Annotated in this window: 19 protein-coding genes, 15 tRNA genes and 1 pseudogene; 31 read left to right on the top strand and 4 right to left on the bottom strand. The window is 36.8% G+C overall.

The window, feature by feature from the left end; genetic code table 11:
• Window positions 1–52: 52 nt before the first annotated feature.
• From OZ002_RS12310 to OZ002_RS12205, 22 genes are all read left to right on the top strand, one after another.
• Window positions 53–126: transfer RNA gene (locus OZ002_RS12310), tRNA-Asn, on the top strand.
• A gap of 39 nt (window positions 127–165) precedes the next feature.
• Window positions 166–254 (top strand) — tRNA-Ser (locus OZ002_RS12305).
• 14 nt (window positions 255–268) lie between these two features.
• Window positions 269–340 (top strand) — tRNA-Glu (locus OZ002_RS12300).
• Window positions 341–355: 15 nt separating this feature from the next.
• Window positions 356–428, top strand: a tRNA-Val gene (locus OZ002_RS12295).
• 9 nt (window positions 429–437) lie between these two features.
• Window positions 438–510 (top strand) — tRNA-Asp (locus OZ002_RS12290).
• 35 nt (window positions 511–545) lie between these two features.
• Window positions 546–621, top strand: a tRNA-Phe gene (locus OZ002_RS12285).
• A gap of 1 nt (window position 622) precedes the next feature.
• Window positions 623–703, top strand: a tRNA-Tyr gene (locus tag OZ002_RS12280).
• 6 nt (window positions 704–709) lie between these two features.
• Window positions 710–783: transfer RNA gene (locus OZ002_RS12275), tRNA-Trp, on the top strand.
• A 2-nt stretch (window positions 784–785) separates the two neighbouring features.
• A tRNA-His gene (locus OZ002_RS12270) sits at window positions 786–858 on the top strand.
• Between the two features lie 11 nt (window positions 859–869).
• Window positions 870–941 (top strand) — tRNA-Gln (locus tag OZ002_RS12265).
• Between the two features lie 45 nt (window positions 942–986).
• Window positions 987–1,057 (top strand) — tRNA-Cys (locus OZ002_RS12260).
• A gap of 20 nt (window positions 1,058–1,077) precedes the next feature.
• Window positions 1,078–1,162: transfer RNA gene (locus OZ002_RS12255), tRNA-Leu, on the top strand.
• Window positions 1,163–1,223: 61 nt separating this feature from the next.
• Window positions 1,224–1,296, top strand: a tRNA-His gene (locus OZ002_RS12250).
• Between the two features lie 9 nt (window positions 1,297–1,305).
• Window positions 1,306–1,377, top strand: a tRNA-Gln gene (locus OZ002_RS12245).
• Window positions 1,378–1,394: 17 nt separating this feature from the next.
• Window positions 1,395–1,479 (top strand) — tRNA-Leu (locus tag OZ002_RS12240).
• Between the two features lie 254 nt (window positions 1,480–1,733).
• The gene (locus OZ002_RS12235) at window positions 1,734–2,609 is read left to right on the top strand and encodes a PRD domain-containing protein (protein WP_156249060.1); all 876 of its coding nucleotides are present in this window, start codon (window positions 1,734–1,736) and stop codon (window positions 2,607–2,609) included.
• 103 nt (window positions 2,610–2,712) lie between these two features.
• Complete coding sequence (locus OZ002_RS12230) at window positions 2,713–3,477, top strand: carbohydrate deacetylase (RefSeq protein WP_156249059.1); 765 nt, start codon at window positions 2,713–2,715, stop codon at window positions 3,475–3,477.
• Window positions 3,464–4,906 (top strand): PTS transporter subunit EIIC, encoded by a 1,443-nt coding sequence (locus OZ002_RS12225; RefSeq protein ID WP_171800959.1) that lies wholly within the window; start codon window positions 3,464–3,466, stop codon window positions 4,904–4,906. The genes OZ002_RS12230 and OZ002_RS12225 overlap by 14 nt, the downstream gene beginning before the upstream one ends.
• 13 nt (window positions 4,907–4,919) lie before the next feature.
• A complete protein-coding gene (locus OZ002_RS12220) occupies window positions 4,920–6,248 on the top strand; it encodes a family 4 glycosyl hydrolase (RefSeq protein ID WP_442784192.1) in 1,329 nt (442 codons plus the stop codon).
• Window positions 6,249–6,260: 12 nt separating this feature from the next.
• The gene (locus OZ002_RS12215; RefSeq protein WP_002288815.1) at window positions 6,261–6,719 is read left to right on the top strand and encodes a PTS glucose transporter subunit IIA; all 459 of its coding nucleotides are present in this window, start codon (window positions 6,261–6,263) and stop codon (window positions 6,717–6,719) included.
• Window positions 6,720–7,010: 291 nt separating this feature from the next.
• On the top strand, window positions 7,011–8,312 hold the full coding sequence (locus OZ002_RS12210) for a PTS sugar transporter subunit IIC (RefSeq protein WP_325083418.1): 1,302 nt from the start codon (window positions 7,011–7,013) through the stop codon (window positions 8,310–8,312).
• A gap of 26 nt (window positions 8,313–8,338) precedes the next feature.
• Entirely contained in the window at window positions 8,339–8,599 is a 261-nt protein-coding gene (locus OZ002_RS12205) for a diacylglycerol kinase (RefSeq protein WP_123849863.1), read from the top strand.
• Window positions 8,600–9,597: 998 nt separating this feature from the next.
• On the opposite strand, the gene OZ002_RS12200 is transcribed toward OZ002_RS12205, so the two are convergent.
• Window positions 9,598–10,833, bottom strand: coding sequence for a glycosyltransferase (locus OZ002_RS12200; protein ID WP_325083416.1), 1,236 nt, complete (start codon window positions 10,831–10,833; stop codon window positions 9,598–9,600).
• Between the two features lie 563 nt (window positions 10,834–11,396).
• Between OZ002_RS12200 and OZ002_RS12195 the strand changes: the two genes are divergently transcribed.
• Complete coding sequence (locus OZ002_RS12195) at window positions 11,397–12,224, top strand: helix-turn-helix domain-containing protein (protein ID WP_002331903.1); 828 nt, start codon at window positions 11,397–11,399, stop codon at window positions 12,222–12,224.
• Window positions 12,225–12,496: 272 nt separating this feature from the next.
• Here the strand turns inward: OZ002_RS12195 and OZ002_RS12190 are convergent, their stop codons facing one another.
• Complete coding sequence (locus tag OZ002_RS12190) at window positions 12,497–13,267, bottom strand: DeoR/GlpR family DNA-binding transcription regulator (protein WP_002288823.1); 771 nt, start codon at window positions 13,265–13,267, stop codon at window positions 12,497–12,499.
• 217 nt (window positions 13,268–13,484) lie between these two features.
• Between OZ002_RS12190 and ulaG the strand changes: the two genes are divergently transcribed.
• From ulaG to OZ002_RS12150, 8 genes and pseudogenes are all read left to right on the top strand, one after another.
• Entirely contained in the window at window positions 13,485–14,552 is a 1,068-nt protein-coding gene (gene ulaG, locus OZ002_RS12185; protein ID WP_156249058.1) for an L-ascorbate 6-phosphate lactonase, read from the top strand.
• Window positions 14,553–14,569: 17 nt separating this feature from the next.
• On the top strand, window positions 14,570–15,031 hold the full coding sequence (locus OZ002_RS12180; RefSeq protein ID WP_156249057.1) for a PTS sugar transporter subunit IIA: 462 nt from the start codon (window positions 14,570–14,572) through the stop codon (window positions 15,029–15,031).
• A gap of 19 nt (window positions 15,032–15,050) precedes the next feature.
• Window positions 15,051–16,535 (top strand): PTS ascorbate transporter subunit IIC, encoded by a 1,485-nt coding sequence (locus OZ002_RS12175; RefSeq protein ID WP_002324626.1) that lies wholly within the window; start codon window positions 15,051–15,053, stop codon window positions 16,533–16,535.
• Between the two features lie 42 nt (window positions 16,536–16,577).
• The gene (locus OZ002_RS12170; protein ID WP_002299656.1) at window positions 16,578–16,877 is read left to right on the top strand and encodes a PTS sugar transporter subunit IIB; all 300 of its coding nucleotides are present in this window, start codon (window positions 16,578–16,580) and stop codon (window positions 16,875–16,877) included.
• Window positions 16,878–16,891: 14 nt separating this feature from the next.
• Window positions 16,892–17,530 (top strand): 3-keto-L-gulonate-6-phosphate decarboxylase UlaD, encoded by a 639-nt coding sequence (locus tag OZ002_RS12165; protein ID WP_002288832.1) that lies wholly within the window; start codon window positions 16,892–16,894, stop codon window positions 17,528–17,530.
• 4 nt (window positions 17,531–17,534) lie between these two features.
• Window positions 17,535–18,395 carry an L-ribulose-5-phosphate 3-epimerase gene (locus OZ002_RS12160; RefSeq protein ID WP_156249056.1) on the top strand — a complete coding sequence of 287 codons (861 nt, stop codon included), beginning with the start codon at window positions 17,535–17,537 and terminating at the stop codon, window positions 18,393–18,395.
• Window positions 18,385–19,095: an L-ribulose-5-phosphate 4-epimerase gene (locus OZ002_RS12155; protein ID WP_002295327.1), complete on the top strand. Its 711-nt coding sequence runs from the start codon at window positions 18,385–18,387 to the stop codon at window positions 19,093–19,095. Before OZ002_RS12160 ends, OZ002_RS12155 begins: the two co-directional genes overlap by 11 nt.
• A gap of 199 nt (window positions 19,096–19,294) precedes the next feature.
• Window positions 19,295–19,402 (top strand): annotated as a pseudogene (locus OZ002_RS12150) (GNAT family N-acetyltransferase); the annotation flags it as partial.
• 96 nt (window positions 19,403–19,498) lie between these two features.
• Here OZ002_RS12150 and OZ002_RS12145 read toward each other — a convergent pair.
• Entirely contained in the window at window positions 19,499–19,798 is a 300-nt protein-coding gene (locus OZ002_RS12145) for a hypothetical protein (RefSeq protein ID WP_002289065.1), read from the bottom strand.
• 267 nt (window positions 19,799–20,065) lie between these two features.
• Window positions 20,066–20,260 (bottom strand): hypothetical protein, encoded by a 195-nt coding sequence (locus tag OZ002_RS12140; RefSeq protein WP_002289063.1) that lies wholly within the window; start codon window positions 20,258–20,260, stop codon window positions 20,066–20,068.
• Window positions 20,261–20,496 lie beyond the last annotated feature (236 nt).

Raw genomic sequence — 20,496 nt, 5'->3', positions numbered from 1 at the left:
GTAGTGAGGGGTTGCCCCTTGTGAGAGTAGGACGTCGCCACGCTGATGTTATTCCGGCATAGCTCAGTTGGTAGTAGCGCATGACTGTTAATCATGATGTCGTAGGTTCGAGTCCTACTGCCGGAGTTCTCATTTTGAGAAAGAGTATTGAGCTTCTTTCACTCTGGAGAGTTGTCCGAGAGGCCGAAGGAGCATGATTGGAAATCATGTAGATGGTGCAAACTGTCTCAAGGGTTCGAATCCCTTACTCTCCGTAGCAAATTTACCTGGCCCGTTGGTCAAGCGGTTAAGACACCGCCCTTTCACGGCGGTAACACGGGTTCGAATCCCGTACGGGTCATTTTAATTGAATGTTGGAGGTTTAGCTCAGCTGGGAGAGCATCTGCCTTACAAGCAGAGGGTCAGCGGTTCGATCCCGTTAACCTCCATAATGAACTGGTTCCGTGGTGTAGGGGTTAACATGCCTGCCTGTCACGCAGGAGATCGCGGGTTCGATTCCCGTCGGAACCGTCGTTCTTGTTATTCAATTAATAATTTTAAAATATGGCGCGGTAGCTCAGTTGGTAGAGCAACGGATTGAAGCTCCGTGTGTCGGCAGTTCGATTCTGTCCCGCGCCACCATGGAGGAGTAGCGAAGTGGCTAAACGCGACGGACTGTAAATCCGTTCCTTAGGGTTCAGTGGTTCGAATCCACTCTCCTCCATTTTATAGGGGCATAGTTTAAAGGTAGAACAGCGGTCTCCAAAACCGTTAGTGTGGGTTCAATTCCTGCTGCCCCTGCCATGGCGAATGTGGCGAAGTGGTTAACGCACCGGATTGTGGCTCCGGCATTCGTGGGTTCGATTCCCATCATTCGCCCTTTTTATTCTTGGGGTATAGCCAAGCGGTAAGGCAAGGGACTTTGACTCCCTCATGCGTTGGTTCGAATCCAGCTACCCCAGTTTCTATAATTTATTCTTTATTTTATAGATTGATAATAGTATAATGGCGGTATAGCCAAGTGGTAAGGCAGAGGTCTGCAAAACCTTCATCACCGGTTCAAATCCGGTTACCGCCTTAGTACTAATAAATCAACTTGCCGGCGTGGCGGAATTGGCAGACGCGCTGGACTCAAAATCCAGTGCCCGTTGAGGGCGTGCCGGTTCGACCCCGGCCGCCGGTATTGACTAAGATGTCTTCATCTTAGTTTTTTATTGAGAAATTAAATAACATCTTTTATGATGGCGAATGTGGCGAAGTGGTTAACGCACCGGATTGTGGCTCCGGCATTCGTGGGTTCGATTCCCATCATTCGCCCTTTATTCTTGGGGTATAGCCAAGCGGTAAGGCAAGGGACTTTGACTCCCTCATGCGTTGGTTCGAATCCAGCTACCCCAGTTATTATTTTTAAATTTGCCGGCGTGGCGGAATTGGCAGACGCGCTGGACTCAAAATCCAGTGTCCGTTGAGGACGTGCCGGTTCGACCCCGGCCGCCGGTATAATTATCAATATAGCAACTTTCTTATAGAGAGTTGCTATATTTTTTTTGTTTTTATGTAATTACCTCCAAATCAATTCGATACAAGTATTATCATAAAACGAGTAAAAAAGATATTGATAACGCTTTTATTATGTGTTAAACTATTTTTGTAAATTATGTAGGGTGCTACTATTCAATTAGGCACGACCTAAGAAAGGGTTCTTTCTTAGGTCGTTTTTTGTCTTTAAAAATTGTTTGGAGACAAAAATATGTATGAAGGAGTCTGCAAGTTGTTTTGTTTTATCATATAGAGGAGGTGAATCAACGGTGTATGTGATGAAAAAGCTGAATCATAATGCTGTATTGATCGATGACGATGGAATAGAAAAAATTGCGATGGGGAAAGGGATTGGCTTTTCTGCTAAAGTGAGTAAGCCATTTGATGTTGAGGATGCTGACAAATTATTTGTATTAGATTCTAAAGAAAAGATCAAACGATTCAGTGAGATAGTCTCGCAGATTCCAATCGAATTTATGGATTTTGCGGAAGAAGTGATTGAACTGATAACAGCTAGGATCTCCTCTCCATTAGATTCAAATATCTATATTACATTGACAGATCATATTTATTTTGCTATTCAACGAAAAAGAGAAGATAGAGATGTCACAGCAATTATGTTGCCAGAAATGAGATTCCTTTATCCAAATGAATATGATATAGCAATAGAAGTGGTCGAGCGAATCAATCATCGATATCAAACCGAGTTAGGGTCAAATGAAGTAGGATTCATCACTATGCATATCATTAATGCTGAGCTAGGAGAGCCTAATAGTTTAAAGAGCTTAAAAATAGTAGAAATGACGACCACGATTTTGTCCCATCTAGAAAAATCCTATTCAAACGTTTATGATAAAGAATCACTGACTTATCATCGCTTAATGGTTCATATCAAATTCCTGGTTAAACGCTTGATTTATCAGGAAGAAACGCCAGTAGAAAATATTGGTTTTTTTACTGAAACATTTAAACATAGCAAAGCGTATTGTACAGCACTAAAGATTAAAGATATCATCGAACAGCAATTTCAACTTGCCATTCAAGAAAATGAAATCATCTATTTGGCAATTCATCTAGCACGAATCTATTAAAATAAGGGCGTAACTATCTATAGGCGCAACCAAATGACACATAGTAAATGGACTATGATTATTTGGTTGCGCCTATTTTAGTAGAAAAAAGAAGGAGAATGAAATGGGAAAAGTGATTTTTAATTCGGATGATTTTGGCTATAGCCATGGTGTGAATTATGGGATTATGGATGCTTATCAGCGAGGAATTTTGACATCAACTACATTGATGGCAAATATGCCGGGTTTCGAGCACGCTGTGAAACTAAGAAAGGAAATGCCTAGGCTAGGTGTAGGAGTCCATTTAACATTGACGTGTGGCAAACCACTTCTCAAAACTGTCGATACTCTTATCGAAAGCGGAGAGTTCAGATCCTTATCTTATTATCAGCATTCATTTAACATTGACAAAGATCAACTGTATCAGGAATGGAATGCTCAGATTCAAAAAATTTATCATGCGGGGATCATACCAACTCATTTAGACAGTCATCATCATACTCATACTTTGGATGAAAATCAGGAGGTAGTTGTTACATTAGCAAAAAAATATGATTTGCCGGTTCGGAGCAACTTTGAACGAAAAGATGAAGTTCGTCATGTCGATTATTTTGAGCCTTGTTTCGATGTCGTAGGAGAAACTGATGAAAAAAAACGACAAATCAATACGAGTGTGGAAGAATATTTGGCAAGTTTACTCATGATATTGAGAGAAGATAAAACGATCGAAGTCATGTGTCACGCAGCGTATTTGGATCAGGAATTGTTAAATGGTTCAAGTTTTGTGTATCCTCGTACCCACCAAGTCGAATTTTTAATTCATTCAGCATTTGCTCAAAAAGTGAAAAATGATTCTTTGATTGAGTTAGTAACATATGAGGATATTTAATAGAGGAGGAATAAAAATGAATGTTAAATCAAATGTGCAGAAACTTGGAAGAGCGATGCTACTTCCAGTTGCAGCGATGCCATTAGCGGGATTGATCATGCGTTTATCAGCTGATGATATGCTGAACATCCCAGTAATCGGTGCAGCTGGAAATGCCGTTTTTGGAAACTTGGATATCTTATTTGCTATAGGAGTTGCAATCGGTTTTGTCAAAAATAAGGACAAAGGAATACCTGCACTTACTGGTTTTTTAGCGATTGCTACCTTGAAAAAAGGCTTAGAAATTATGGACCCAGAAGTGAATATGGGGATTTTTGGTGGAATTATTTCCGGTTTAGTAGCGGCATGGACGTATAATCGCTTTAAAGAACAAAAATTACCAGTAGTTTTTTCTTATTTTGCGGGCGAAAAATTCCCATTGACTATGGTGATGATTCTACAAACAATCGCAGCTGTTTTTTTGGGCTTTATCTGGCCGCTCATCCAAATTGGGATTGATAATTTTGCAAAACTACTCGTTGATATGGGGGCATTAGGTGTGGGGATATTTATGTTTTTGAATCGTTTGCTGATCCCCTTTGGACTGCACCATGTGTTGAATACGTATATTTATTACGATTTAGGAAGCTATACATCTCCTAGCAAGGAAGTTTTCAGAGGAGAGATGACACGCTTTATCAACGGAGATCCTCAGGCTGGACTGTTTTTATCAGGTTTTTTTGTAGTAATGATGTTTGGTATACCAGCTATATGTCTAGCTATCTATAAAGCAGCTTATAAAGAAAATAAAGAGATGGTCAAAGGAATCATGGGAAGCGGTGCAGGAACTTCATTTATTGCAAATATCACTGAGCCTGTTGAATTTAGTTTCATGTTTCTTTCTCCTATGTTGTACGTGATCCATGCACTTTTTGCCGGTTTAGCAGGGATTGTCTGTTACTTATTCAATATACGAATTGGTTTTACATTCGGAGCATGTATTGTTGATTATCTCATCAATTTTCGAATCGCTACCAATGCTATTTTGATTCTTCCAATCGGAATTTTCTTTTTTGCCTTGTATTACGTTACTTTTTATTATTTGATCAATAAGAGAAACATTCAGACATTAGGACGTGAAGCTAAGGCAGAGTTTGGCAATGAAGCAACTTTAGAAGAAACAGAGTTAGGGTTAGCAAGTAAAAATTATGAATATATGGCAACAAAAATGCTACAAGCGTTTGGAGGAAAAGCCAATATCCTGGATGTCTATAGTTGTAATACACGCCTACGGGTAGAGGTAGTGGATCCCACCATGGTCGAGGAACAGCGAATCAAGCAATTAGGGATAAGCGGGATCATTAAACCAACTGAAAAAAATTATCAAATTATCATCGGCTTAGAAGTGACTTATGTTATGGCAGAATTCAATAAATTATTAGAAGAATAGAAAGGAAAAGATGATGATGAAAAAACAGATTATCACTATAGCTGGAGGCGGGAGTACGTATACACCAGGAATCGTTCAAGCCATTTTGAACAATGAAAAACGGTTGCCATTATCTGAAATACGTTTATATGATATTGATGAAGAAAGAAATATGGATATGTACTTGATTGTTAAATTTATGCTGAAAAGAAAAGGTTTTTCAAATATTCGCATTCGTGCAACGGATGATCCAAAGCTTGCTTTTACAGGATGCGATTTTGTTTTCTCCCAAATTCGTGTTGGAGGATTGGAGATGCGAGAAAAGGACGAAAAGATTCCACTTAAACATGGATTAGTAGGACAAGAAACGTGTGGACTCGGAGGATTTGCTTATGGGATGCGCTCAATCAAAGGTTTATTGGAAATTGTTGATCATATACAAGACTATGCCCCCAAAGCATGGATTTTGAATTATACAAATCCAGAGTCGATCGTTTCTGAAGCTGTTCGTCGTAAATATCCGAATGTAAAAATGATTAATGCCTGTGATATGACTATTTCAATTGAAGAAACGATTGCAGTGAATTACGGTTATGATCGTAAGAATTGGATCGTTACGTATTATGGTTTAAACCACTTTGGCTGGTATACATCGATTTATGATAAAGAATTGCAACGAGAAATTATGCCAGAGATTATTGAAAAACTAATAACAAAAGAAATGCAAGTCGCCGATTTTAATATAGGAGACAAAACTTGGCAAAAAACCTTTCAAATGATGTCAGTCATCACGAAAAATTTTCCAAGTAATATCCCGAATAATTACTTAGAGTATTACTTATATCCTGATATGGTCGTTGAGCATACTGACAAAGAGTATACACGTGCTAATATGGTCATGGATGGACGAGAGAAAAATACCAAAGAAATGGCTGATAAAATACGCCGCGGTATTGTGGAAGAAGTATTGAACTTTAATTTTGGGGAGCATGGACAATATATCGTCGATATAGCTATTTCCTTGTTGAATGATGATCGTCGTCGCTTTATGCTAATCGTTCCTAATCAAGGGGCGATTCCGAATCTACGGTCAGATGCAGTTGTTGAAATACCGGCATATGTTGGTGCAACTGGTGTGGAGCCAATTACACTAAGAAAACCAATCAGTGATTTTCATAAAGGATTGATGGAGGCACAAGTTGCAGCAGAGAAGTTACTAGTAGATGCTTACTTTGAAGGTTCTTATCAAAAAGCTTTACAAGCATCTACATTGAATCAAACCGTACCAAATGCCAGAGTCGCAAAAAAAATACTAGATGAAATGATCAAAGTAAACAAAAAATATTGGCCAGCATTAAAGTAGAGGTGATAAAAAGTGCATTTCTTTAAAACAAGAAACATTCTAAAAGCTGTAGCTAGTGGTCAAATTATTCCATTAACAGCAGTAAAAGACGAGGTCTTTTCTTCAAAAATGATAGGAGTTGGATACGCTATAACGAATCATGATGGATATATCCATGCGCCAGTTAAAGGAATAATCGATAATATATTTCCTACCCGACATGCCATAACGATCGAAAGTGAATCTGGCAGAAAAATACTGATCCATATGGGTTTAGATACGGTTGAACTCGAAGGAAGTCCGTTTCAGATACGGGTTGAAAGTAACCAGGAGGTAAAAGAAGGGACACTGTTAGCTATTATAGATTTGAAGAAGTTGGAGCAAGCACAAAAAGATACGGTGATCATTGTAGTTTCTCCAGGCATTTTTGAAGGAAATTTATTAAAACAAAACCAAGAAGTAAAGATTAAAGATAGTTGTTTTGAATTTTAGTGTACGATGAAAAAAGTTAAATAGGGTGATATTTATGGGTGAATTTACAAAATTTTTTTGAAATGATATGTTTCAATCACTAGATTTAATCATTTTGATTTTTGTTAATTATCGAATTTTTTTGTTGCTCCTATGATTTAGAAAACTTATTTTCAGGATTCTTAAAAATAAATTTGATTATTTAAGAGAATATATTGAAATAAAATTTCTTAATTATATAATTAGTTATGAACATTCTTTGCGTTGTCATGCAATGAATGGTTCATATTTTATTGAAAAGGAGTGGTTTTAGTGGAAAAGCTGATGAAATGGGTCGAAGAGAAACTTGTCCCACCAATGGCAAAAATTGGTACACAGCGTCATTTATTAGCAATTCGTAATGGGGTTGTTTCAACATTGTCATTGATTTTGATTGGGACATTTTTTATGGTCTTTATCAATTTACCGTTTCCTGGATGGAATGAATTTATTGCCCCTTATTCGGCAACGATTGTTTTACCCTTTAGGATGACGATGGGATTGATGGCTATTTATGCAACTTTTGTTATGGGTTCGGATCTAGCTAAATCATATGGATTAGATAGTGTGACAGGTGGTATATTATCTTTAGGAACGTTCTTTATGTTACAAGTTCCTGTAAACGTTTTAACTCCTGAAGAGGCACCTCTTGGCTGGGTCTTACCTATGAGTTCTTTGGGAGCATCTGGGATGTTTACGGGGATCTTATCTATGATTTTTGCAGTGGAAGTATATCGTTTCTTTAAAAATCGCAATATTACTATCAAAATGCCAGAACAAGTGCCACCTGCTGTTGCCCGTAGTTTTGAGGCATTGATTCCAGGTGCAGTCATTTTAACAATTACTTGGCTGATTCGAAGCGTCGCGGGCTTTGATGTAAACGCTACCTTATTATCGTTATTCGAGCCTTTAACCAATATTTTAGGGAATAATTTGCTTGGTGTTTTACTACCAATGTTTTTGATCCATTTGTTGTGGTCATTTGGTATCCATGGTATGAGTATTGTAGGGGCTGTTGTTCGTCCAATGTGGCTGATCATGTTGGATGAGAATGCAAAGGCATTGGCAGATGGTACAGCTGCCACCCAATTACCCTATATCGCTCCTGAACAGTTTTATCAATGGACGGTAACAATTGGTGGTGCAGGAGCGACGATCGTGGTATCTGTTTTGTTTATATTCTTCTGTAAATCAAAATTCTTGAAAGAGGTTGGTCGTTTTTCTATTATTCCTGGTATCTTCAATATCAATGAGCCCATGATTTTTGGAGCTCCTATGATGTTGAATCCTTACATGTTCATCCCGTTCAACTTAGTTCCTTTAGTTTTGACTATTATCAGTTATTTTGCAGTCAAATTAGAAATGGTCAATAGATTTACTGTTTTGCCAACATGGACATTACCAGCTCCAATCGGCGGTTATCTTTCAGCAGGAAATGACTGGCGTGTTGTTATCTTGATCATGATCAACACATTGATAGCATTTATTATCTATTATCCATTTGTAAAAGCTTATGATAAAAAGATGCTGTCAGATGAACAAAGTCGTGGAGAAAACGAAGTCCAAACTGTCTAAGTTTGGTTTTTAGAAGGTGGGAAACAATGTATTGGCTGATTTTATTTTTTGTTTTTATCTTTTTATTAACGGCTAGTCACCTTATATTGAATATGCTAGCTGCATATCATATTCAAATCAATCGATGGATTTGGGCACTGGCATCATTTTTGATCGTAATTCTTCCAAAGATCATTGTACCGCATATGAATGTTTTGTTTTCATGGGGGACATATGTACTTTGTGGAATTTTTGCTATCAATTTTATGATCGAGCAGCATAGGTGGTTTGTCACATCGAAGTTTTAAATGTTCTAAAAGTGGTTGTGACAGAAGTGGTTAGCTTCAAGAAATAAGAAGAAATTTACGAAAATTGCTTCTTAAATTTTTGTGAAATGTTGGCTTATTTTTCGTTTGGTTGAACTTATTACCGCAGATGCAAGCTTTTGACCACCGTTTATTCGGAATATGGGACTGTGACAAGGCTTTTGTCACAGCCCTTTTTTACATAAAGATTATTATTGTTTTAACTGTTTTGGCAGAAAGAAGGAGGCAAAAATGAAAATTTTATCAGCAATGGATTTAGAATTAGTCGATCTACTACCAAAGTGATCAAGTCAAATATAGATTTGGGAGCTTACAACCATATAGTAGGGGCTGCAGTATGGTGTATGAATGGTAATATGTATGATGAGAGTGTTTATTCAAATCATGAAACGTGTATAGAAATAATTGCGCTGGGAATAGCAATCAGTCATGGTGAACGTGACTTTTAGTGTATCGTTGCTGACGACATAGAACATTCTGACATGATCTACTCAGCATGTGGGGATTGCTGGCAGTTTATATAGGAGTATGCATCGGATTGCGAGATCATTGTCTCAACAGAAGAGGGAGGTTGATTATCAAAGATAAAGTGGTAAATCCTACATTTGATTTAGTAATTGTTGAGGGGACTAGCAGCACAAATCTCTACAAAGCGATGCTTCTAGATCTATATGACACATTTTAAGAAAATGTATTTGCCTAATTATTATGGTCTTTCTTTTGAAGAAACGTTGAGATGATCCAACCAGAGAAAGGTGTCAAAGAATTTGACTAAGAATAAATGGCAGACGCTACCTATGCTCATTTGGATAGCGTCAGATCTTTTATTTTAAGGATGTTTTTGTGTTTTTTAGACACCGTAATTTAAGTAACTCTAACTTTTCAATCCACTATTTACTTTTTTTGTATTTTCACTGTCTGGGTCTCGAATAGCGAAATTACTGATGAGTCTCTATTAAAAAAGCTTTTTCTACTTGAAACTATATTTGGTGGTTGCTCAGGAAGGTTTCGATTTCTTGAATTGCTTGTTGTGGACCATTTATTGGAAAAACGGCTTGCAGCGTGCGTGCCTGCTGACGAATCTTGGGTGAAGAAACTTCGCGCAGAGCAATCTGCAGTTTTCTTTCAGTCACTGGTTTTGTGAGGGCGATTGCGTTTCCGTATTTTACACAATAGTCAATATTACAGCTTTGCTCAAATTGCATCCCCACACCGATAAACGGTTTGCCGGATTCACAGGCAGTTTGGACGGTCCCTTCCCCGCCGTGGATAAAAGAAAAATCAATGAATTCATGCAAAAGATGACTAGACAGATATTCTGTTATTAAAAGATCTTCTGAGTCAGATTGAATGTCATCAAGCAGATAGTCAATAGGTGCAATAACCGCTAGATCCGGTTGTTTTTGTAAGAAGAACAAAATTTTGCGTAACATACGCGGATTGCCTGAACTACCCATTGCGAAATAGATAATACGTTTTCTTTCTTGTTGCTTTCGCTGTATAAAAGTTAGCACTTCTTCAAGCAAGGAAGTACTGAGCTTAGCAAAAATTGGACCAACGATTCGATAATTTTCCGGCAGCTGTTCTTCTTCCAAAAATAGTTTAGGCGTTGTGATGAGATTTAGATCAGCATCCATCATTTGTAAACTTGTTTTTGGTAAAGGAAGCATTTCTCTTTGTGCAGCGTGTTTGAAGGCATTGGGGATCCATCGGGTATTTACTATACGCTTTTTTGTCCAGTGCCAAAGGGGATTGCTTAAAGGGCCGAAGAAACGTAACTCGTGAGGCATCAGCGCATGCTCTGATTGAAAAAAAGGTTCACTCAAAGCATAGGGTTTAACATATACTAAAGGAATCTTTTTACTGCGGGCCGATAAAAAAATTGTCACATTCGAACCTGTCACAATCAGTCGAGGCTCAAACTTAGCAATCAGACTCTGTTCACTAGTGATACGAGAGGCAACCATTTCTTTGGTAAAAGGGTTTTTAAGTGTACGCAACTGGTCAAATTTTATGATTTGTTCTTCTTGTTTTTTCGTAAGGATCGGCGCTAGTAAATGATACTCAAAGCCACTTTCTGTGATCAAAGGAGCAAAAGTTTTAGAAAAGCCAAAGAATACACAGTAATAACGGTCTTTCATAGCTTTGGCAACCTCAATCATTCGTGTTGTCTCAGCTAAATTGAATACTGCAGGAGCAAAAAGAATTGTCTTCATGAAATCCTCCTTATTGGAATGAGTCTATCCCTTCGTTTCTTACTAGTATACTAAAAAACACAGCCTATGTATATTTTGAATATTAAACTGTCTCTCGCTGTTTTCACAACTTCTAAATTTAAATTTTGTAATCAAGTTGAAACTCCAATTTTCAAAAAAACACGCAACAATTTTTTGATCGATTTATATGTTGTGCCAGATAAATACGAGAAGTTGTGTCATTAAAAATAAACATGATGATTGAGAACATAAAAAAATAAAATAATTATATTAATTGATAGGTGTGCTGTCGTCATTATACACACGTAAGAAAGAAATAGTTATGTTTAAAAATATTCTTAGACTTTCTCGCCATGACAATTTTCACTATGTGTTATAACTGTAAACGATAATTATTCAGATAACACAAAAAGAAATCAAGGAGCAGATACGCCAGTTATTTAATTTGGATATTATTTTAAAATTAAAATTTTTATTCTGTTCTAAACATTTTTGGTTGTTTAGAACTTTTTTTTGTGTATGATATAAAGGAGAAATAATTTTTTAAAGGGAAGGAAATTGTTTTGATTAAAGTAGATGGAGCATTACTAAAAGAATACCGAAAGAAAAAGGGGTTAACACAAGTACAATTAGCAGAAGGCATTTGTGAACAAGCAACTGTCAGCAATATCGAAAACAAGAATATGTCGCCAGGCATCAATATCTTAAGTGCGCTTTGCAAAAAGCTGAATGTCGAGATCTCCGATATATTAGTAGAAACAGAAGAAGACAAAATCAGGAAAAAAATAAATGAGATTCAATCATTGAATTCTGTATCAAAATACCAAGAATCTTATAAAATTTTACAAACGATCGATCAGGAAAAAGTAAGTAATTCTGATCTTTTAAATCAAATTTTATTTTATCAAGGACTGCTTGATCATCTTTATGCGAAAAAAACAGATGCAGCATTATTTTATTTTAATCAAGTGTTGGAACAAACGACCGAAACAGATATCCATCACTTACAAGCAGCTGCAAACGTGGCAATGATCTACTTGTCAAAAGGAGAATTAGATTTTGCGAAAGTTTATGTGGAGCGTACACTTAAAATATTGAGTGAGACTGATTTTGATAATCTGATGGTCTGCATTGTATATTATGATATCGCCACCTATTACCGTAAAATCGAGGATTATGATAAAGCAATCCAATTATGTGAGAAGGGTATTGAGTATAATAAGAAACATAAATCGACTTATGCATTGGAATACTTGCTTTATGAAATTGCTTCTTGCCATAAGCAATTAGGAGAAGATGATTATTTAGAAAGATATATGGACGCAAAAAAAATAGCGCGTTTCAACGGAAATGATTACGCGGTAAAGGTGATTGAAAACGACCTGAAATAAAGTGGTTGTGAAATCAGTGTTCTGATTTGAATACCGTTTATTCGAAAAAAGGAGGTGTGACTTTTGTCATACCTCCTTTTTTCGATATTGTTTGATTCCTATTTAGGCAACATATAACGGTTATAAAAGAAGCAATAGATTATGATGGTATCGATTGGATGGATACATCTTGGGATTCCTTTATCAATTTGAGCGTAGCGTGTTTTTCATTTATCGATAAATTTGTTATTCATTTTTTTGATAATCCTATTTACATATTTACGTCCTGGTTCTTAAAATGAATCTACTTGAATGGTTTTTATCCCCGTATTTCTGATCTCCTCTAATACTTTTTCAGAACAAAATTTATCAGTGATCAAATAATCAAAGACTGAAATATCAGCAATCTTGAACTTTGATGTCAGTCCGATTTTTCGATGATCAGCGACTAAAATCTTACATTTGATTGTCTTGTTGACCATCATTTCGTTGATCGTTGATTCATTTAATATCTTTGTTGTGACCCCATGTACTACATCGACTCCGCTACAGCCAATGATACAAATGTCTGCATTGACTGAAGAAATCGTATTTAATGCGATGTCGCCCACTAGTGCTTCTTTTGGAAAGCGCATCTCTCCACCAGTTAAAATATAACTACAATTATCTTTGTGCGGAGAGTAATTGATTTTCACGTTGTTTGTAATGACTGTCAAATGGTTAGATTGAAGAAAATCCAGTGTTTTCAACGCAGTCGAGCTAGAATTGATAAACAGCGTATCATAATCGTTAATGTATTTACTAGCTTCTCTGGCAATCGCTTGTTTAATCCTTTCAGGACCAGATTGATCAAAATCAGTCTGGTTTTTGTAATTATAAGAACAATAACCGTAATTGCGTATGATCTCGTTTTTTTCTTCTAATAAATTTAAATCTCTTCGTATCGTACTAATAGATACATCAAGGGATTCAGCTAATTCGAAAGTTGATAGTTGTTCAGTCTGCTGAAGCAGTTCCAAAATTTCTTTTTGACGTTTTTCAATATTGACAAGTGAGTTTTTCATGACTTTTGCCTCCTGAGGGACATCTTGATCCATGGATTTATTTGACTAGTTGTTCATTTAAACATTCATATCTGTCTTTATTATACTGAAACAATCATTGATTACTGAAAGAAAATCATATAAAAAACAAACGGTCATATAAAAGGGTTTTCATGGATGCTGATACACATTAATATTTACTTGTAAGTTGGAACAACGATATGGGGGGAGCAAGCAAATGAGTAAAACTGTCAATGAAGTAACAAAAGAAAAGTGGTTAGTAGAAACATTTCCTGAGTGGGGCACATACTTGAATGAAGAAATCGAAACAGAAGTAGTGGATCCTGGAACTTTTGCTATGTGGTGGCTGGGCTGTACGGGAATTTGGCTGAAAAGTCATGAAGGAACGAATATTTTATGTGATCTATGGTGTGGGACGGGAAAACGTAGTCATGGGAATGGCATGATGAAAAAAGGCCATCAGATGATGCGTATGAGTGGCGTTCAAAATATGCAGCCTAATTTACGTACTCAGCCTTTCGTAATCGATCCTTTTGCGATAAAAAATGTAGACGCTTTAATCGTTACACATATCCATTCCGATCATCTAGATATCCATACAGCCGCAGCAGTTCATCAAAATTGTCCTGAAGCAACATTCATTGGGCCAAAAGAAGTGGTTCGCACGTGGCAAAAATGGGGAATTCCTGAAGAAAAAACGATTACAGTAAAGCCAGGTGATGCAGTCAAAATCAAAGACATCAATGTAGTAGCTTTAGAAGCGTTTGATCGGACAGCGTTGGTCACTTGTGAAGATCCAGAAGAGGTATTAAAAGGAAAAATGCCTCAGGAGATGGATCAAATTGCAGTAAACTATTTATTCGAAACATCAGGAGGGAATCTTTATCATGCAGGAGATTCACATTACTCCAATTTATTTGCCAAACATGGTAGTGAACACAAAATCGATGTCTGTTTAGGGGCCTATGGTGAAAACCCACGAGGGATAACAGACAAAGTTACTTCTGTTGATATGCTGCGCATGGCGGAGTCATTGAACGCAAAAGTAGTGATTCCTGTCCACTACGATATTTGGTCTAATTTTATGGCTGATCCAAAAGAGATCACTGAAATTTGGAAATTCAAAAAGGATCGCCTGAAGTATGGATTTAAACCTTATATCTGGCAAGTAGGCGGGAAATTCATCTATCCGACAAACAAAGATGATCTTGAGTTTAATTTTTATCGAGGATTTGAAGATGTCTTCTCGATTGAAAATGATACACCGTTTCCGTCGTTTTTATAAGAAAGAAGGGGAGTTTCTTGCTGAAATACTTTTTTGACCATCAATTGATTCATTACCCAGATAAAGAAACCACGGATTGGCGTGAAGCTATCGCCGAAAGCTGTCTTGTATTGATCGATAAGGAAATTATTGATGAAACGTATGTGGAGGAGATCATCCATTGTGTAGAAAAATACGGTCCTTATATTGTGATCGCACCTCAAGTAGCAATGCCGCATTCTTCAGAAAAAAGTGATGGTGTTTTTGGAACAGCTATTTCATTTACCAAGTTGAAACAGCCAATCCGTTTTGAAAGTGAAGGGGAGAATGAGGAGAAAACGGCTAGTTTGTTTTTTACACTCGCAGCAAAAGATCCAGAAGAACATCTAGAAAATATCCAAAAATTATCCGAATTATTAATGACAGATGGATTGGTTGAGCGTCTCATCTCTACGAACTCCATCGATGATTACCAAGTTGTGATGGCAGAATATAATTAATTGATAGAGGAGAAAAAAGATGGGGGAATTTTTGTTAAGCATTTGGACGTATTTTGCAACAAATATCTTGACGCAGCCAGCATACCTGATTGGTTTTATCGTGTTATTAGGCTATATTTTGCTGAAACGCCCGCTTCATGAATGCATCGCTGGATTCTTAAAGGCAACGGTCGGTTACTTTATTTTGACTGTTGGCTCTGGTGGTTTGGTCAATAATTTTCGGCCAATCTTGGTTGGACTAAAGGAACGGTTCAATTTGGATGCCATGGTTACAGATCCTTATTTTGGACAAAATGCTGTGGATGCTGGATTAATGGAGACATTTGGCCGTACCTTTGGAGATGTGATGATTTTATTACTGATTGCATTTGTTTTAAATATCTTGTTAGTCCGTTTTCAGAAATATACGAAACTGCGTTCCGTTTTCACTACCGGAAACGTTCAGGTTCAACAAGCAGCTACCGCTTTTTGGATTTTACTGTTTTGCTTTCCTGATCTAGGTAGGATACAAGTATTGATTTTTATGGGACTGATTTTAGGTTGTTATTGGGCAGTAGCTTCTAACTTAACAGTAGGAATCACGCAGGAATTGACAGAAGGTGCCGGATTTGCAGTGGCACATCAGCAAATGTTCGGAATCTTTATATTTGCAAAATTAGCTGAGTGGATGAAAAAGCGGGATGAAAAGAAAAATAGATCAATCAAGCAAGACAAAAAAATTGAAGATATCAAATTACCAGGATTCTTGTCGATTTTCAATGAGAATATGGTTGCTACTTCGTTACTCATGCTATTTTTCTTTGGGATCATTCTGATTGTACTAGGCAAAGATTATTTGATTCAAGCGCAATTCATGCAAGAAGGACAGAGTTTCTTATTCTACATTATGACGACTTCTTTAAATTTTGCGGTATATCTGGCGATCTTGCAATTAGGTGTTCGGACATTCGTCGATGAACTAACTCAATCTTTCCAAGGAATCTCAAACACGATTTTACCAGGAGCTGTTCCAGGAATTGACGTAGCTGCTACTTTTGGCTTTGGTTCGCCAAATGCGGTAACGATTGGGTTCTTGTTTGGTGCTTTGGGACAGTTTTTGATGATTGGTTTACTGATTTTATTGAAATCACCAACGATCGTCATAGCCGGTTTCATTCCGTTGTTCTTTGATAATGCCGTTATAGCAGTTTATGCCAATAACCGAGGTGGATTCAAAGCCGCTTGCCTGTTCCCGTTTCTTTCAGGAATCATACAAGTAGGCGGTTCAGCATTATTCGCTACATGGATTGGGATGTCAACATATGGTGGTTATATCGGGATGTTCGACTGGGCAACAGCTTGGCCATTGTTTACAGTAATCATGAAAGTCCTAGGTTATGCTGGAATTGCCGTAGTTGTCATTGGTTTATTGGCTATTCCGCAGTTACAATATCGGAAAAATCCTGAGGGTTATTTTTTGATTGTAGAAGACTATGACACATATGCAGAAAAGCAGAGAGTATAAAAGAAAATCTGATTAGACAACACTCATAATGGAGGGATTAAGATGAGAATTTTAGTATCGTGTGCAAATGGATCAGGAACAAGCTTGATGATGATGAGAAGTGTGGAAAAAGCAATGAAAGAACTAAACGTACCAATTACCAAAATCCATCATTGTGCCATTTCAGAGGGAAAAAGTTCAGCTGGCCAATACGATGTAGTTTTTACGCCAGTCAATTTTTTGAATATGTTTACTCAGGCAGAGAAAAAAGGAGTTACAGTTATCGGCATCAAAAATGTGATGTCAGCCAAAGAAATCAGTGAAAAATTTGCTGAAACAAAGTGGTACCAAAAAAACAAGTAAAGGAAGGAACTAAGATGAGCAGGCCGAATTTGCAAATTGCGTTAGATCACAATGACTTAGAACATGCATTAGGAGATGTTATGAAAGTTGGTGATGTAGTAGATATTATTGAAGTGGGCACAATTCTTTGCTTACAGGAAGGACAAAAAGCGATTCGCTGTATTCGCAGTATGTTCCCAGATAAAAAACTAGTCGCTGATACGAAATGTGCAGACGCTGGAGGAACAGTGGCAAGTAATGTTGCAAAAGCAGGAGCAGACTGGATGACAGTCATTTGTTGTGCAACGATTCCAACTATGGAGGCAGCACAAAAAGAAATAGGTGAATTGCAAGTAGAACTCTACGGCAATTGGACTTTTGAACAAGCCATGGATTGGCATAACATCGGTATCCGGCAGGTAATCTACCATCAAAGCCGTGATGCGCTGTTATCTGGTGAAACTTGGGGTGAAAAAGATTTATCGAAGATCAAAAAACTGATTGAACTAGGCTTTAATGTTTCTGTAACTGGTGGATTAAATCCACACACATTACACTTATTTGAAGGGATCGATGTGTATACCTTTATCACTGGTCGTGGTATTACAGCAGCAAATGATCCGATGAAGGCCGCACAAAACTTCAAAGATGAGATCATTCGTATCTGGGGGTAAGGAAATGGCTCAAATTGGGATTTATGAAAAAGCATTACCCAAAGATATTTCATGGAAAGAACGTTTTTCCCTTGTAAAAGAAATGGACTTCGATTTTATCGAGATGTCGATTGATGAGACGGATGAGCGGTTAGCACGATTAAATTGGTCTGAAGAAAAGATAGCTGAGCTGAGAGAAGAGATGTTCAGCTCCGGTGTACGTATTCATTCGATTTGTCTAAGTGCGCATCGGAGATTTCCATTTGGTTCTGCTGACCCAGAAAAGAAAAAAGCAGCGAAACAACTAATGAAAAAAGCAATCCATTTGGCGCATAATCTAAGCGTCAAAGTAATCCAAATAGCTGGATACGATGTTTATTATGAAGAGAAATCAATGAATTCCAGAGAAGACTTTATCGAAGGAATAAAAGAAAGTGTAAAGGAAGCCTCTAAATATGGCGTCATTCTTTCCGTGGAAATCATGGATGATCCATTTATGAACTCCATTTCAAAATTTTTAGAAATCAAAGAACAGATTCATTCCCCTTTTCTACAAGTATATCCAGACCTAGGCAATTTGTCCGCATGGCCGGAAAATAATCCGGCTCGAGAACTTGAGAAAGGGATCGATTATATCACTGCTATCCACTTAAAAGATACTTACCCTGTAACAAAAGAATACTCGGGAAAGTTTCGAGATGTTCCTTTTGGTAGCGGTTGTGTTGATTTTCTTGGATTATTAAGACATTTGAAACGTCTAGATTATGATGGAACATTCCTGATTGAAATGTGGAGTGAAAAAAGCCAAGACTTTCGAAGAGAAATCCAGCAGGCAAAAGACTACTTAAGTTCTAAATTGAAGGAGGCTGGCTATGATGTCTTGTGAAGAAAAAATTGCAGCAATGAAGCAACGTGTCCTTGAAGCAAATCTGGCATTGCCGCGATACGGATTAGTCAAATTGACTTGGGGCAATGTGAGTGAAGTGGACCGTGAGCTAGGAGTCATCGTCATTAAGCCAAGCGGTGTCAGATATGAATGCATGCAAGCAGATCAAATGGTGGTAACAGATTTGTCGGGAAATATAATAGAAGAAGATAGCTTAAAACCATCTTCAGATCTCCCCACACATGTTGTTTTGTATCAAACTTTTGAAGATATAACTGCTATTACTCATACTCATTCCACGCACTCCGTCATGTGGGCGCAAGCAGGACGCGATTTGCCAGCTTATGGCACGACTCATGCTGATGCTTTTTATGGTAAGGTTCCTTGTACACGCCAATTGACGAAAGAAGAAGTAAGAGAAGCTTACGAAGTTCATACAGGGAATGTGATTGTCGAGACGTTTAAGGAAAGAAAATTAGATCCAAACGAAGTCCCTGGAGTACTTGTCTATGGACATGGACCGTTCACATGGGGGGATTCACCTATGAAAGCAGTAGAAAACAGTTTGATCTTAGATGAAATTTGTCTGATGGCCAAAGAAAACGAGCTGATCAACCCCAATATATGTGAAATCCCGCAATATTTACTAGATAAACATTATTTTCGCAAACATGGAAAGTATGCATACTACGGGCAATAGAAATCCTGGATCAAGTGTAGAAACTCCAAAATTAATACTTGTTAAAATGAATTAGAGGTTGTGAAAAAATCTTATCACAACCTTTTTTGTATATCAAAAAGCTTATATCTTAAAAGAAAAGCTGAATTCTAAGGAATCGAGTGAATTTTTACAGGAGAATTGTAAGAGATAGACTAAATAATCAAAGACTTATATTATTAAAAAATTTTATGAATCAGTAGGATTTGTTCAAGTAAAGGAAATGGGTGGTATTTCTTATGTCATAGATACTAGAAGGAAAAAGGTGCTTTTTGGTAATGACAAATAACATATAATAACGTACAAAAGAAAAAATTCTAGCTTAGTTCTTTAGAAAAACAAGAGGATAGACTTAGTATCACTCAATCTATCCTCCAATGCTCAGCTATTTTATTTTTTTACTCACCTCTTTATCAAATACAATTTTTTGCAAATTCGAACTAATATAAAAAATGAACACATGATTTTTTTTTAAAGCAAATGCTATGCGATAATTTTTTTTATTAATTTTGACTTTCATCTCGTATATTCCTTTTGCCGAACGAGTACGCACTGGCTTTATACGAAAAAAATTATGCTCCAAATACTCTGTCACTTTGTGGGAAATTGCTTCTTTATACATGAAATGTTCTTCTTGTGGAAATTGCTTAAGTAGTTCACTGTCAAATTCAACAGTATAATCCATGTTTTATTTCCTTTCTATACTGATACATTATAAAAATAAACAATTTTATAAGTCTCTATATTTCATGATGAATGACAAGTATATTTGATTCATCTTGATATAGCTCTACGAGATCTCCAATTCCAGGATACATATTGAAATAATCATATGGTATACAAACATTTATTTTTTTCAATTGTCAACACTGCGTCTTCTTCTTCTAATTCTATAATCTTAGCAATTTGTACGTCGCTTTTCATGTGTGATCTTCCTTTCTATACATTGGATTTACTTTTCGATGATATCTACAACAGCTTTGCCACAAGTCAGTTCTTTTTCTAGCTCGTTCTTTATTTTTATGGCACATGGTTTGGAAAAAGGAGCAGCTTCTTTCCATGAACCAAGTAAAGGATATTCGTTACTGATACCTTTCACATATTGTTTGTTTTTGACGCCTTTTGTTTTTACTTCTACATAATACATTTGATCCTCTTCTTTCTTGCTGTTTTTAGTTAATATTCAAATATATGTAAGTGAAAATGATTATGTATCTATATCTTTATGATAAATAAAAAGAATCAATTTGAAAGTTTGGGAGCGTCAATAATTTTGTGTAAATAAATTGTCCTCCTGCAAAATAATTAGTTACTCAGTAAACATTGAAACTAATGTATCGGTTACCTGTTGAAAACCTTTATGGCTTCTGTTTAGAAATTTTT

The organism is Enterococcus sp. E4-150, assembly GCF_035726465.1.
Lineage (GTDB): Bacteria > Bacillota > Bacilli > Lactobacillales > Enterococcaceae > Enterococcus_B > Enterococcus_B faecium.
The sequence above is the reverse complement of the archived record's forward strand: the minus strand, read 5'-3'. Positions and strand labels throughout refer to the sequence as shown.